Raw genomic sequence first — 12,744 nt, 5'->3', positions numbered from 1 at the left:
GGGCACCATGACAGATTATCCCATTGCACTTTGGTCCTTTAACCTGAGCCGCGCTCCAGCTTCGGTGGCAGCTTTTGCTGCACAGATAGAAGAGGGAATGCAGCGCGCCGCGGGAGAGGGCGCAAAGCTCCTGATGCTTCCTGAATATCTTGTGGAATGCTGCCTGGCGTTCAAACACGAAGGTCTGCTGCCTGACCAGGAAATGGCGTTCCTGGCGGACGTGGGCACCGACTTGCTCGCGATACTTGCTCCGCTACCTGCCAAGTATGGTGTGTCGCTGTTGGCTGGATCGATGCCTGTTCAGGCGCCTGCGGGTTTCACCAACACAGCCGTTCTGCTGACAGCCGACGGGCGCGAGATCCGTCAGGACAAATTGTGCCTCACACCGTTTGAGCAGGATCCGGAGATCTGGCATCTGGTGCCTGGAGCTGAACTGAAGACGTTCGAGCTCGACGGATTGAAGATGGCGATCCTGATCTGTCTGGATGTCGAAATGCCGGCGCTCAGCAGCCTGCTGGCGAAGCTGGATCTCGATCTTCTGCTAGTGCCTTCAATGACGGAAAAACTCTCCGGCTATCACCGTGTCTTCGGCTGTGCCAAGGCACGTGCGGTTGAGCTCATGTGCGCGGTCGCCGTTTGCGGTCTTGTCGGCACATCAAAGGGCACAACGCAGAACGACACCAACGTTTCCGGGGCGGCGCTGTATTTGCCGTGTGAAGAGGAATTCGGTTTTACAGGTGTTGCCGCAGAGGTAGCCGCGACCTCCGGAAGCAACGGAGAAGAACCTTTCCTTGTCGTTTCGGTGCCCCTTAGCGAACTTCGAGACCTGAAGTCCGGCAAAGCGGAAGTTTGGCCGGGAGCCTGGACAGCCGATCACGTTTCCGTTTCGGCGGCCTGAAGCGGACTTGTAATATTTGTAATAAAAATGTGCGCGCACCGAGTGCACTTTTCTCTAGACGTCCCTAAGGGAACTCCCTATACACCTGCTGTTCCAGAACAACAGGTGTGGAGATGGGATTCGCTAAGGCACTGACAGCGCGGGATGCATCGTGGCTGCACGGTATTGCAGGTTTGTTTGTCAAACCGCTCCGTCTGCAGATCGCGGCTCTTTGCGTGCGTCCGGGCGAGGCGGAGCCTGAAATTCTCCTGGTCTCGACCCGCGAGACCGGCCGTTTGATCTTGCCGAAAGGCTGGCCTGAAAAGGACAAGCCCGCATTTGAAACGGCGTTGATCGAAGCCTATGAGGAAGCGGGAATTGTCGGCACGGCCGAACCGCGGGCCATTGGCAGCTTCCGGTCCTACAAGGGCCTTGCGGACGGATTGAAGATCCGTACCAAGGTGATTGTCTTCAAGATCCGTTTTGAAAAACAGTTGAAAGACTTTCCTGAACTCGGGCAACGCAAAAGGGTCTGGCTGCCCTTCTCGAAGGCAATCGAGGCCGCCGAAGAGCCGGCGCTGAGACGGTTTTTGCGGCAGCACAAATCGCAAATCTGTTAGACATTTCCTGAGGGATAGCGAGGCGTGTTCGGGTGCTCACCAACAAGGACCTGAAAAAGAAGGCTCTGGACAAGGATCTCGACAAGATCAGCTTTGTCAGTGAGGCGGCGGAGGCTATGGGCCGGCGTCTTGTCGGACCGGGTCTTGCCCTGGTGTTCCTGGTGATCTGCGCCTGCGTTGCCGCATTCCAGGTGTCTTCCAGCGGTTTCTCCAACATGCTCATCCTTGTGGCCGCCAGTGCAATTGGCGGCTACATGGCGCTCAATATCGGCGCCAACGACGTTGCCAACAATGTCGGTCCTGCCGTGGGCGCGCGCGTCGTCAGCCTCACCGGCGCCTTGCTGATTGCGGCCGTTTGCGAAAGCGCGGGCGCATTGCTTGCCGGAGCGGATGTCGTCTCGACCGTTTCCGGTGATATCCTGAGCCCCAGCGATGTCCGAAACAGTTCGGAATTCATGCTGGCAATGCTGACAGCCATGGCTGCCTCAGCTTTGTGGATCAATTTCGCGACTGTGATCGGCGCACCTGTTTCGACCACCCATTCGATCATTGGCGGTGTTGTCGGCGCCGGGATCGCGGCAAGCGGCTTTGCAGCCATCAACTGGACAACCATTTCGACAATTGCTGCTTCCTGGGTTCTGTCTCCGGTGCTCGGCGGTCTTGTCGGGGCCGGGATCATGGCCTTTATCAATTCAAGGGTCGTCTATACGCCGGACCGGCTGAAAGCTGCCAGATATTGGTTGCCGATACTGCTGGGCCTCATGGGGGCGACCTTCACCGGCTACATTCTGCTGAAAACGTCCGATCGGCTCATCTCTGTTCCTGAATGGCTCGCCATCGTGCTGTCGCTCACCGTCGGATTCGTTGTCTGGCGGATCTATTGCCGGGTGATCCACGCCCAAACGCTTACACTGGAAAACAGTGCGCGCGCCTTGCGCAACCTGTTTGCAGTACCGCTCATGGTCGCGGCAGGTTTGCTGTCATTTGCCCATGGTGCCAACGACGTTGCAAACGCCATCGGGCCGCTGGCAGCCATCGTTCTCAGCCAATCGAATGATTTTCCGGATCTCGTATTTTGGTATCTGGGGGCGCTCAATCCCGAAGTACCGATCTGGGTGAGCGCAGTCGGCGCATGCGGGATTTCCGCCGGCCTTCTGCTGTTCGGCAGACGGCTTGTCACTGTTGTCGGCAAGAAGATCACCAAACTTAGTCCCGTACGTGCCTTTTGCATCACCCTGGCAACCGCCGCGACCGTGCTGACGGCTTCTGGTGCGGGGCTGCCGGTATCGTCCACTCATATTGCGGTTGGTGCGCTGTTCGGTGTGGGTTTTTACCGGGAATGGTATCGCAACAAGTATGTTGCGGAAGGCGGGGTCATGAAACCGCGCAAGATGATGAAAAACAGGGAAGAGCGTCGCAGACGCCTTCTGGTGCGTCGATCTAGCCTGATCACCATCATCGCAGCCTGGGTTGTCACAGTTCCCGCCTCAGCCTTGCTGGCCGCCGGCCTATTCACGGTGCTCAAGCTCGTCCTCTCATGAGAATTCCGTTCTGCCCTAACAAGTTCGACGGATAACAAGCAGCACACAGTGCGCATTTTCTGGACAAGCCCGAGTTCCGGCCTTATCTTCCGAGTGTCACCAACATTTCGGAAAGGGCACCATGGCGCAGCTTTATTCAGCAATCGACACCCGGACTTCCTGGTTTCAGAACCTGCTTCTGTTGTTCCGGCGCCCTTCGAGATTGCAGATCGCAGCGTTGTGCCATCGTTTGCGCGACGGGGAGCGGGAAGTCCTGCTTGTGACGACCAAATCCACGCATCGCTGGATCCTTCCCAAAGGCTGGCCGATCATGTCGTTGAAAGCACACCACACCGCAGCGGTAGAGGCTTTCGAAGAGGCAGGCGTTATTGGAAATGCGCAGAAGAAACCCTTTGCCAGTTTTCAGTCACACAAAGGCGGCGAAGGCGGCTTGCAGCTCAGGACGGAAGTTCTTGTGTTCCTTGTCGACGTTGAAAGCACGACAAGCAGTTTTCCCGACAAGGACGAGCGCGACGTCCGGTGGCTTCCGATACAGGAAGCCATGCGGCTTGCCGGCGATCCGGGCCTCGTGAAGGTGCTTCGCAAACTGGAAAATTTACCCAACTAAGAAATTTTGGCCAATGAGGGCCGTTTTGGTTGACCTTTTCGGACGATTGTTTAAGGCAGGCGCCAGATGACGCTTGGCTTGCAAGACTTGCCTTCAAAGGACTTCCCGACTGGAACGCCCATGCCGAATTTGAAAAAGCCGACCCTCGACAAGGATCTAGACAAGCTGAGCTACATGGAAGAGGCCGCCGGGTCTCTTGGACGTGGCTTGATTGCGCCGGGCATCGCGCTGGTCTTTATTGTCTTGTGTGCCCTTGGTGCCGGTGCCTCCATGTCGGGAGCACCGGGAACGGTCATCATCGTCGCTGCGGCAGCCATCGGCGCCTATATGGCACTTAATATCGGTGCTAACGATGTTGCCAACAATGTTGGCCCAGCCGTCGGTTCGCGGGCCATGACGCTGCTGACGGCGCTGATCATAGCGGCCGTCTTTGAAAGCGCAGGGGCCCTGATCGCAGGTGGGGATGTCGTCAGCACCATCTCCAAGGGCATCATTGATCCCGCTTCGGTAGCCGATGCCAATGTCTTCATGGCAGCGATGATGGCGGCTCTGGTGTCGTCAGCACTCTGGATCAACCTTGCCACCTGGATCGGTGCGCCGGTTTCGACAACGCATTCCATCGTTGGCGGCGTCATGGGAGCTGGCATTGCGGCGGCTGGCTTCAGCGCGGTCAATTGGGCGACAATGGGCGGTATCGCAGCAAGTTGGGTCATCTCGCCGTTCCTCGGCGGTCTGGTTGCTGCAGGTTTCCTGGCCTTCATCAAGACTTTCATCATCTATCAGGACGACAAAATCGCCGCTGCCCGCAAATGGGTTCCGGTTCTGATCGGTGTCATGTCGGGAACCTTTGCCAGCTACCTGGCACTCAAGGGCCTGAAGAAGATCGTGCACATCGACATGCCGATGTCATTGTTGCTTGGGGTTGTTGTCGGGCTTGCGGTCTGGGCGATCGTGCGACCGCTGATCAGGCGTCAGTCTGAAGGGCTGGAAAACCGCAACCAGTCTCTCCGTATCCTGTTTTCCGTGCCGCTTGTCTGTTCGGCGGCTCTTCTGTCCTTCGCCCACGGAGCGAACGACGTTGCAAATGCTGTGGGACCACTTGCCGCCATCGTTCACACGGCGGAACTCGGAGACGTCGCAGCCAAGGTGAGCATTCCGCTCTGGGTCATGGCAGTCGGTGCCTTCGGCATTTCATTCGGCCTATTGTTGTTCGGGCCGCGCCTGATCGAAATGGTCGGCCAACAGATTACCAAGCTCAATCCGATGCGGGCCTACTGCGTTTCGCTGTCAGCTGCCATCACGGTGATTGTTGCCTCGGGTTTCGGATTGCCCGTGAGTTCCACGCACATCGCCGTGGGAGCTGTCTTCGGTGTTGGGTTCTTCCGGGAGTGGTATACGGAACGTTCAAAGCGCCGCCTGGATTTCGTGAACCAGAAACAAGGCAATGGCAACGTGGTACGACCTGTCCGCAATCGCGAGGAGCAGGCACGCCGTCACTTGGTACGCCGGGCGCATTTCATGACCATCGTCGCCGCATGGGTCGTCACCGTTCCGGCTGCTGCCGTCCTGTCCGCCGGGCTTTACTTCGTCATGGTCAAGCTGATTGCCTGATAAAGGCGATTTCTAACCGGGTAGATGTCCGGCCGGCTCCAGGGTGAGGTTGGCCCAGACCGGCAAATGGTCGGAAGCAACGCGTGCCGTCTTCGATTTATGGACGCCAGCCTGCCGGACGACAAATTCCGGGCTGGTTATGATCCGGTCCAGGCTGCCGACGGGAAGGGGACTGGGAAAGCTCCGTCCCGGCGTCGTCACCTCATAGCGTTCTTCAAACAGCTTGATGCTGCCTGCCGTGTCTCGCCATTCGTTCAGGTCTCCGATCAGAACTGTCGGCAGATAATCCAGATGCTCGTGCAGCTGATGCATGAGCGAGGTTATCTGCTTTTTTCGAAAGTGACCGATCAGGCTCAGGTGCATGGCTGCCACACGGATTTTTTCACCGGCAACTTCAAGGTCGACAGCAACCGCACCACGTGGTTCCAGCGTCGGCAGATCTAGCCGGCGATGGTCGAGAATACCGATCGAGTTTCGAACAAGAATCGCGTTGCCGTGCCAGCCCAGGCTCTTGTCGCCCGTCGCGAACGGAACGGGGCGGTAATCCGTTTCCTGAAGAATCGTGTCTCTGTCGAGGGTGCTTTCCCGTGGTCCGAAGCGCTTGTCTGCTTCCTGCAAGGCCAGGATGTCGCAGTCCAGTTCCTGGATAACCTTGAGCGTCCGGTCAGGCCGCCTGCGCGCGTCGACGCCTATTGATTTTTGTATGTTGTAAGAACCGATTTTCAGCATGGGCGCAGAGTGAAGGCCTCACGTTAAAAGTTGCAAGGGGAATAGGTTGATTTGGCCGCCTTTGCGACCAATTTAGGCAGCCTTTGTCTGCTCCATGCGCTCCGTCGCCCGTTTGAGTGCAGCAAGGCATTTTGCATCAAGGGCTGTGCCGGCTTCGCTTTCCATGATGCCGAGTGCCTTGGGCACCGGCATCGGTCCACGATAAGGCCGTTCTGCGGTCAATGCGTCGAAAATATCCGCCGTCGTGACAATACGCGTTTCCATCGAAATCCTGCTTGTGGTCAGCCCGTCCGGATATCCGCGGCCGTCCAGTTTTTCATGATGCCCTCTCGCGATCGGCGACAGGTCCTTGAACGTATCGATCCTGGAGAGGATCTCGTCGGAGTAAACGGGATGCATGCGGATTTGTTCCCACTCCAGGTCATCGAGCTTTCCGGGCTTGTCGAGGACTGAGTTGCTGACGCCGAGTTTGCCGATGTCGTGCAGGAGAGCCGCCCGTCTCAGCAACTGCCGGTCACGCATTCCGTAACCCAACTCTTCTGCGATCATGTCGGTGTAAAGCGTTACGCGCTCGCTGTGTCCGGCGGTGTAGGGACTTTTGGAGTCGATCACGAGCGCAAAGCCGTGGGCTATGTCGTCGAGCTGCTCCTCATCTGCAAAACGAATGTTCTGCGCTGGCTCAAGACCGTAGACGATCTTGTCGAGGTTGTCCGACTTCAAGGCGTTCCAGAACTGGGGACTACTTGCGACGGTTGCTGCTGCAGCCACCAAGGCGGGGTCGAACCAGCTGCCGGCCCGTTCCTTCAATTCCTGCAAGGCCCCCTGTACGCCTGCATTGATCTGAAAGACATCCATGACCTGTGCCAGCAAGGCGATCTGGGAAAATACTGGGATGGTGGAGCCCACAATGCCGTGCGGCCGTCCTTTGCCGTCCCAATGTTCATCCAGACTGTAAATTCCGGATACGACAGTTTCCGAGAAATGCATCTGGCGGGCAATGTCGCCGCCGCGTGTGCAGCGTGTTTCGATCATCTCGTTTGCAATGTCGCCGCCATTTTGAAGAATGTTGACGATGGCGCGCACACGTTCTGCAAAGCCGTGCTTCAACCCGGTGTGAGAAAGCACGAAACGCAGGGCCGCAGGCAGGCTGTCGCTGATCGTCTTGAAGTCGTGTTTGAAAGTCAGGTCGTCGGTGAGATAAAGCTCGCAGATCCTCGCTGCATTGCTTGAACAGCCAAGGTCCTTCAAAAGCAGCGTGTAATAGAGATCACTGAGTTGGGCTTCAGTCAGCCCGACTTGTCGTCCGATATGAATGCCGATCCAGCAACAGCGAACGCAGTGGCCACGTGGCTGGCCTTCCGTGATGTCCAAAGCGTGACTGAGTGCGCCGAGCAGCTCCGCCAGCCTGAGTTTTCTGGAAACCTGTTCGGACATAAGAGCGAGCCTCGCGCAACGATGTGTTCCGCGAGGCTCGCAAAGCTTCGTTAAAATCAGGTGTTTTCACTGACCCCGGTCAGGCTGCTTCCAGCTCTGTAGCCGATTGGACAAGCTGACCTGCCACGTAGTCCATGAAGGAAACCCAGGCTTCCACCACAAATGTGTCCGCGCCTGTCCGCCAGATCATCACTGGAGACTTGTGAAACAGGGTCCTTGTCACTGTGCCGACCGGAAAGACCTCAAGCGAGAAATCGATGAAGACCCCGGTGTTGAGCAACCAGGCAGCCTTGTCGCCACTGATGATGATCGCTTCCGAACGGTTGGAGATATCAACCAAGGCGTGAGGATGCGTTGAGAGCTTTTCCTCGATGCCGTCGAACACTGCCCTGAGGTCTTCTTCAGGTGCAAGCAAGGTCCACTCGTCCGGCCCCATCCAGAGCGCTGCCCGCTTGGCGGAAGTGGAGTTCGACAAGGGAGAAAGCGGCAGTGAGGCACCAAATGCCGTGCCGGCTTCCTTTTGCGCAGCTTCACGGCAACGCAGGGAAAGTCGCGTCATGGGCGCAGCTTTCAGGATGGAGACCGACGGTAAGCTCAGAAGCGGTGTTTCACCCGCGTCCGGCGTGATCAGATCGCTTGCCAGAAGTTCAGACATTGATCCGTGCTCCTTCCTTGTCATAGAACACCGTGCTCGTCACCTCGACCGGAATGCTTCCGGTCGGCATCGGCACATAGAGCGTTTTGCCATCCAGTGCGTGGCCGTTCTTCACGATCGCGAGGGCAATCGTACGGTCGAGCGCCGGACTGTAGTAGGACGAGGTGACATGACCTTCCGCAGGCGTGCCGGTGGCGGGGTTCTCGGCAGTCGTGATCTGGGCACCTTCTTCCAGCTTCACTTTCGGGTCCTTCGTCAGCAGGCCCACGAATTGCTTCCGACCGTCTGCAACAAGGTCAGTACGGGCCAGGCCACGCTTGCCGACGAAGTCGAACTTGTTCTTGCCGATCGCCCAGCTCATGCCGGCATCCTGCGGGGTAACGGTACCGTCCGTGTCCTGACCGACGATGATGTAACCCTTCTCTGCGCGCAGCACGTGCATGGATTCCGTTCCGTAAACGGTGCCGTTGTGCTTCTCGATTTCCTTGGCGAGCGTTTCCCACATCATCTTGCCATGACGGCGGGGAACGTTGATTTCGAAGCCGAGTTCACCGGTGAAGGAAATCCGGAAAAGCCTGCAGGGAACGCCGCAGAAGGTCGCTTCCTTGACGCTCATGTGCGGGAAGGCATCGGCGGAAAGATCGACACCTTCAATAAAGGGCGCAATCACCTCCCGAGCCTTCGGTCCCTGAACCGCGGCGACCGCAAACTGTTCGGTGGTCGACGTGATCCAGACATCGAGATCCGGCCATTCTGTTTGCAGGTAGTCTTCCATGGTCGCAAACACACTCGGCGCGCCGCCGGTCGTGGTGGTTACATGGAAACGGTCTTCCGCAAGGCGTCCGATAACACCATCGTCGGTGATGAAACCGGCGTCATTGAGCAGCAGGCCATAGCGGCAGCGGCCGGGCGCCAGCTTCTTCCACGGGTTGGTGTACATCCGCTCCAGGAATTCGGCCGCATCCGGTCCGACAATTTCGATCTTGCCGAGCGTGGAGGCATCGAACAGCCCGACACTTTCGCGGACGGTCTTGCATTCGCGAGCAACCGCCGCATGCATGTCTTCACCGTTCTTCGGGAAGTACCAAGTGCGCTTCCACTGGCCAACGTCCTCATAGACGCCGCCGTTCTCCACCACCCAGTCATGGGAAGGTGTCTTGCGAACCGGGTCGAAGAAGTCGCCACGCGATACACCGGCAAAGAGACCGAACGTCGTTGGAGTGTAGGGCTGGCGGAATGTGGTGAGCCCGACATCCGTTACCGGCTTCTGCAAGGCCCCTGATGCGATCTCCAGGGCGTTCATGTTCGAAAGACGACCCTGGTCGGTGGCCATGCCGGTGGTGGTGTAGCGCTTGATATGCTCGATGGACTGCATGCCTTCGCGCACCGCCAGCTTGACGTCCTTGGCGGTAACGTCGTTCTGATAATCGACGAACGCCTTGACCCGTGAAGCGTTTCGATCGTGGGGCAGGGCGCCGAGGATGCCGCCTGATCCGGCTTCTCCACCCGTTGCCGTGACGTAGGTCAGTTTTGCGGACTTGCCGGTTGCGGCCCTGGCTGCTTCTTCACCGGCCGCATAGCCGTCGTGAAGCGTTGCCTGCAGGCCATAGAGGCCTTTGGAGCCGCCTGCCGAACGTTCCTTCTGAACGGAAATACCGGGAACATAGGCCCCCTTGTCCGCGTCCCAGACGACCTTGCCGCGAGACTGGGAATACAGGCTGACGGTCGGCGTCCAGCCGCCTGACATCAACAGCGCTTCGCACGCAATCTGGCCACCGGAGGCAACCTGTCCCGATGTCATCATCCGGCCGAGCAAGGCGCCTTTGACACGCTTGCGACCGAGAGTTCCTGTTACAACGCATCCTGCCTCGACACGAATGCCCCTGGCTTCAGCGATTGCAACCAGGCTTTCAGGCGGCGTTTCGCGCATGTCCACGATGGCGGCAACGTCGACACCATGGTCTGCAAGGTCGAATGCCGCTTGCCACGCACTGTCGCAGGCCGTCGCCACCAGAACCTTGTTGCCGACTTTGACGCCATAGCGGTTGAGGTAGGTTCTTCCAGCTTCCGCAAGCAGAATGCCTGGTCGGTCGTTTTCCGGAAACACCATCGGACGTTCGATCGCACCGGCTGCAATCACCACTTCCTTGGCGCGCACCTGCCACAGTCGTTCACGCGGCAGTTTGGGATCCGGGTTGGGCAAATGTTCGGTGATGCGCTCTGCCAGCGAAATGAAGTTATGCGCAAAATAACCGAAGGCCGTTGTCCGCGGCAGGAGTGTGACGTTGTCCATCGCGGCAAGCTTTGCGATGGTTTCCGAAACGAACTCCGCAGGATCCTTTCCGTCGATGCTTGCGCTGACTTCAGAAAGCAGTGAACCGCCGAATTCGGCCTGCTCGTCGACCAACATCACCTTGGCACCGGTCTCTGCCGCAGCCAGAGCCGCTGCAAGTCCGGTTGGTCCGGAGCCGACGACAAGAACGTCGCAGTGGGCGTAAATGTTACCGTAGAAGTCGTGATCCGGGTTTTTCGGTGGTTTGCCGAGACCGGCCGCCGAACGGATGATCGGCTCGTAGACCTTGTCCCAGAAGGCATGCGGCCACATGAAGGTCTTGTAGTAGAACCCGGCCGGAAACAACGGCGAAAGCAGATCGTTCACGGCGCCGATGTCAAACCCGAGCGAGGGAAAACGGTTCTGTGAAACGGCTTCAAGGCCCTGATAGAGCTCAACCTGTGTAGCGCGCAGGTTCGGCGTCTGATCGCCGTTGCGGTAAACCCCGACCAGCGCGTTCGGTTCTTCCGAACCGGCAGTCAGAATGCCGCGCGGACGGTGATACTTGAACGAACGACCGACCAGGTGAACACCATTGGCAAGCAGCGCAGAGGCAAGGGTATCGCCCTTGTGGCCTTGCATTTCCTCGCCGTCAAAGGTGAAGGTGAGTTGCTCGGCGCGGTCGATCCGGCCGCCTTTTTCAGTACGGAATGGCTGGCTCATTTGCCGGCCTCCTTGGCAAGCGCTTCAAGATCCGGTTTCGGTTCGCCGGTCTTGTAGATTTTCAGGAATTTGTCGCTGACGGTATCGCGGACAGCGTTGAAGAACCGTCCGCAGCCGTGGATATGGCGCCAGCGCTCGGCGGCTACACCCTTGGTATTGTCGCGCATGTACAGAAACTCCACCCAGTCCTCGTCCGTGGCCTGGCTCGGATCGGCCGGTCGGGCGATATGGGCTTCACCGCGGCAGGCAAATTCCGTTTCTGCACGCTCGACCTGGCAGTAGGGGCAATAAATCAGCAGCATTCTTGTGATCTCCCCTAGTGGGCCACGGCCGCTGCAGCGGCTTCGTCGATGAGGCGGCCGGTCCGGAACCGGTCGATGGTGAAAGGTGCGTTGATCGGGTGCGGCTCATCCTTGGCAATCGTATGCGCGAAGACATGGCCGGATCCGGGTGTCGCCTTGAAGCCGCCTGTGCCCCAGCCACAGTTGACGTAGAGCCCCTGAACCGGGGTTTTCGACAGGATGGGCGAACGGTCAGGCGTCGTGTCGACGATACCACCCCAGTTGCGAAGCATGCGCATGCGCCGGAAATGCGGGAAAAGTTCGCAGATCGCGTCGATTGTGTGGTTGGTGATGTGAATGCCGCCAGCCTGCGAATAGGAAACGAACTGGTCAGTGCCCGCACCGATCACAAGCTCACCCTTGTCGGACTGCGAAATGTAGGCATGGATCGTGTTTGACATGACCACGCACGGGAAGGCAGGTTTCACGGGTTCGGAGACCAGTGCCTGCAGGGGGAAGGATTCCAGCGGCAGCCGGACGCCGGCCATGTCCATGACGACAGACGTGTGACCGGCTGCGACGACACCGACCTTCTTGGCCTTGATGAAACCTTTGACCGTTTCCACACCCTCGACGGCCCCATTCTGGCCGCGGCGAATGCCGGTGACGGCGCAGTTCTGGATAATGTCGACACCCAGGGCATCGGCACCGCGGGCATAGCCCCAGGCGACCGCATCGTGACGGGCGGTGCCGCCGACGCGCTGCAAGGCTGCGCCCATGACCGGATAACGGATGTTCTTTGAAATGTTCAGAGGCGGGCAATATTCCTTTGTCTCTTCCGGCGTCAGCCACTCATTTTGAACGCCTGCCAGACGGTTGGCGTGAATATGGCGTTGTGCCACCTGAACATCGTGAACCGTGTGCGCGAGCATCATCACGCCACGTGCAGAATACATGACGTTGTAGTTCAGTTCCTGGGACAGGTTCTGCCACAAGCCCATTGCGTGATTGTAGAGCCCGGCGCTTTCCTCCCACAGATAGTTGGAGCGCACGATGGTCGTATTGCGACCGGTGTTGCCACCGCCGAGCCAACCTTTTTCGATGACCGCGACGTTGCGGATGCCGTGTTCCTTGGCAAGGTAATAGGCAGTTGCCAGACCGTGCCCGCCGGCGCCGACAATCACGACGTCATATTCGGCCTTGGGTTCCGGAGCGCGCCACTGGCGGCCCCAGTTCTGGTGCGCGGAAAAGGCGTTTTTCGCCAGTTCCAGAAAGGAATATCGCTTCATGAAGCAGCGGCTCCGCACGTTGCCGGCAAGCTAATCGGATAAATCCGCTCGGCCGGCCGTCAGGGTCAATACGCAATTGAACGACGACTTTAGCGACACGGCCGG

Annotated in this window: 11 protein-coding genes; 5 read left to right on the top strand and 6 right to left on the bottom strand. The window is 58.4% G+C overall.

Annotated features, from left to right (window positions below):
* Window positions 1–7: 7 nt before the first annotated feature.
* From ACP90_RS16000 to ACP90_RS15980, 5 genes are all read left to right on the top strand, one after another.
* Window positions 8–898 (top strand): nitrilase-related carbon-nitrogen hydrolase, encoded by an 891-nt coding sequence (locus tag ACP90_RS16000; RefSeq protein WP_062488907.1) that lies wholly within the window; start codon window positions 8–10, stop codon window positions 896–898.
* Window positions 899–1,011: 113 nt separating this feature from the next.
* Window positions 1,012–1,497, top strand: coding sequence for an NUDIX hydrolase (locus ACP90_RS15995; RefSeq protein ID WP_062488906.1), 486 nt, complete (start codon window positions 1,012–1,014; stop codon window positions 1,495–1,497).
* A gap of 32 nt (window positions 1,498–1,529) precedes the next feature.
* Window positions 1,530–3,038, top strand: a complete 1,509-nt coding sequence (locus ACP90_RS15990; protein ID WP_062488905.1) for an inorganic phosphate transporter — start codon at window positions 1,530–1,532, stop codon at window positions 3,036–3,038.
* Window positions 3,039–3,159: 121 nt separating this feature from the next.
* Window positions 3,160–3,645 (top strand): NUDIX hydrolase, encoded by a 486-nt coding sequence (locus tag ACP90_RS15985; protein ID WP_022999403.1) that lies wholly within the window; start codon window positions 3,160–3,162, stop codon window positions 3,643–3,645.
* A 120-nt stretch (window positions 3,646–3,765) separates the two neighbouring features.
* Window positions 3,766–5,256, top strand: coding sequence for an inorganic phosphate transporter (locus ACP90_RS15980; RefSeq protein WP_055653956.1), 1,491 nt, complete (start codon window positions 3,766–3,768; stop codon window positions 5,254–5,256).
* Between the two features lie 12 nt (window positions 5,257–5,268).
* Here ACP90_RS15980 and ACP90_RS15975 read toward each other — a convergent pair whose 3' ends face one another.
* The 6 genes from ACP90_RS15975 to ACP90_RS15950 all read right to left on the bottom strand — a co-directional run bounded on the left by ACP90_RS15975 (window position 5,269) and on the right by ACP90_RS15950 (window position 12,639).
* Window positions 5,269–5,985: an endonuclease/exonuclease/phosphatase family protein gene (locus tag ACP90_RS15975; RefSeq protein ID WP_055653958.1), complete on the bottom strand. Its 717-nt coding sequence runs from the start codon at window positions 5,983–5,985 to the stop codon at window positions 5,269–5,271.
* Between the two features lie 72 nt (window positions 5,986–6,057).
* On the bottom strand, window positions 6,058–7,419 hold the full coding sequence (locus ACP90_RS15970; protein ID WP_062488904.1) for an HD-GYP domain-containing protein: 1,362 nt from the start codon (window positions 7,417–7,419) through the stop codon (window positions 6,058–6,060).
* A gap of 79 nt (window positions 7,420–7,498) precedes the next feature.
* Window positions 7,499–8,074 (bottom strand): sarcosine oxidase subunit gamma family protein, encoded by a 576-nt coding sequence (locus ACP90_RS15965; protein ID WP_062488903.1) that lies wholly within the window; start codon window positions 8,072–8,074, stop codon window positions 7,499–7,501.
* Window positions 8,067–11,069: a sarcosine oxidase subunit alpha family protein gene (locus tag ACP90_RS15960; RefSeq protein WP_062488902.1), complete on the bottom strand. Its 3,003-nt coding sequence runs from the start codon at window positions 11,067–11,069 to the stop codon at window positions 8,067–8,069. The genes ACP90_RS15965 and ACP90_RS15960 overlap by 8 nt, the downstream gene beginning before the upstream one ends.
* On the bottom strand, window positions 11,066–11,371 hold the full coding sequence (locus tag ACP90_RS15955; protein WP_062488901.1) for a sarcosine oxidase subunit delta: 306 nt from the start codon (window positions 11,369–11,371) through the stop codon (window positions 11,066–11,068). The genes ACP90_RS15960 and ACP90_RS15955 overlap by 4 nt, the downstream gene beginning before the upstream one ends.
* Before the next feature lie 14 nt (window positions 11,372–11,385).
* Window positions 11,386–12,639 carry a sarcosine oxidase subunit beta family protein gene (locus ACP90_RS15950; RefSeq protein WP_062488900.1) on the bottom strand — a complete coding sequence of 418 codons (1,254 nt, stop codon included), beginning with the start codon at window positions 12,637–12,639 and terminating at the stop codon, window positions 11,386–11,388.
* Window positions 12,640–12,744: the final 105 nt, after the last annotated feature.

The sequence above is a fragment of the Labrenzia sp. CP4 genome (assembly GCF_001579905.1).
GTDB lineage: Bacteria > Pseudomonadota > Alphaproteobacteria > Rhizobiales > Stappiaceae > Roseibium > Roseibium algicola.
The sequence above is the reverse complement of the archived record's forward strand: the minus strand, read 5'-3'. Positions and strand labels throughout refer to the sequence as shown.

Excerpts from the sequence above, each read along its gene's own strand:
- ACP90_RS15970 (WP_062488904.1), bottom strand. The coding sequence starts at position 7,419 with ATGTCCGAACAGGTTTCCAGAAAACTCAGGCTGGCGGAGCTGCTCGGC.
- ACP90_RS15975 (WP_055653958.1), bottom strand. The coding sequence starts at position 5,985 with ATGCTGAAAATCGGTTCTTACAACATACAAAAATCAATAGGCGTCGAC.
- ACP90_RS15955 (WP_062488901.1), bottom strand. The coding sequence starts at position 11,371 with ATGCTGCTGATTTATTGCCCCTACTGCCAGGTCGAGCGTGCAGAAACG.
- ACP90_RS15980 (WP_055653956.1), top strand. The coding sequence starts at position 3,766 with ATGCCGAATTTGAAAAAGCCGACCCTCGACAAGGATCTAGACAAGCTG.
- ACP90_RS15985 (WP_022999403.1), top strand. The coding sequence starts at position 3,160 with ATGGCGCAGCTTTATTCAGCAATCGACACCCGGACTTCCTGGTTTCAG.
- ACP90_RS15950 (WP_062488900.1), bottom strand. The coding sequence starts at position 12,639 with ATGAAGCGATATTCCTTTCTGGAACTGGCGAAAAACGCCTTTTCCGCG.
- ACP90_RS16000 (WP_062488907.1), top strand. The coding sequence starts at position 8 with ATGACAGATTATCCCATTGCACTTTGGTCCTTTAACCTGAGCCGCGCT.
- ACP90_RS15960 (WP_062488902.1), bottom strand. The coding sequence starts at position 11,069 with ATGAGCCAGCCATTCCGTACTGAAAAAGGCGGCCGGATCGACCGCGCC.
- ACP90_RS15965 (WP_062488903.1), bottom strand. The coding sequence starts at position 8,074 with ATGTCTGAACTTCTGGCAAGCGATCTGATCACGCCGGACGCGGGTGAA.
- ACP90_RS15995 (WP_062488906.1), top strand. The coding sequence starts at position 1,012 with ATGGGATTCGCTAAGGCACTGACAGCGCGGGATGCATCGTGGCTGCAC.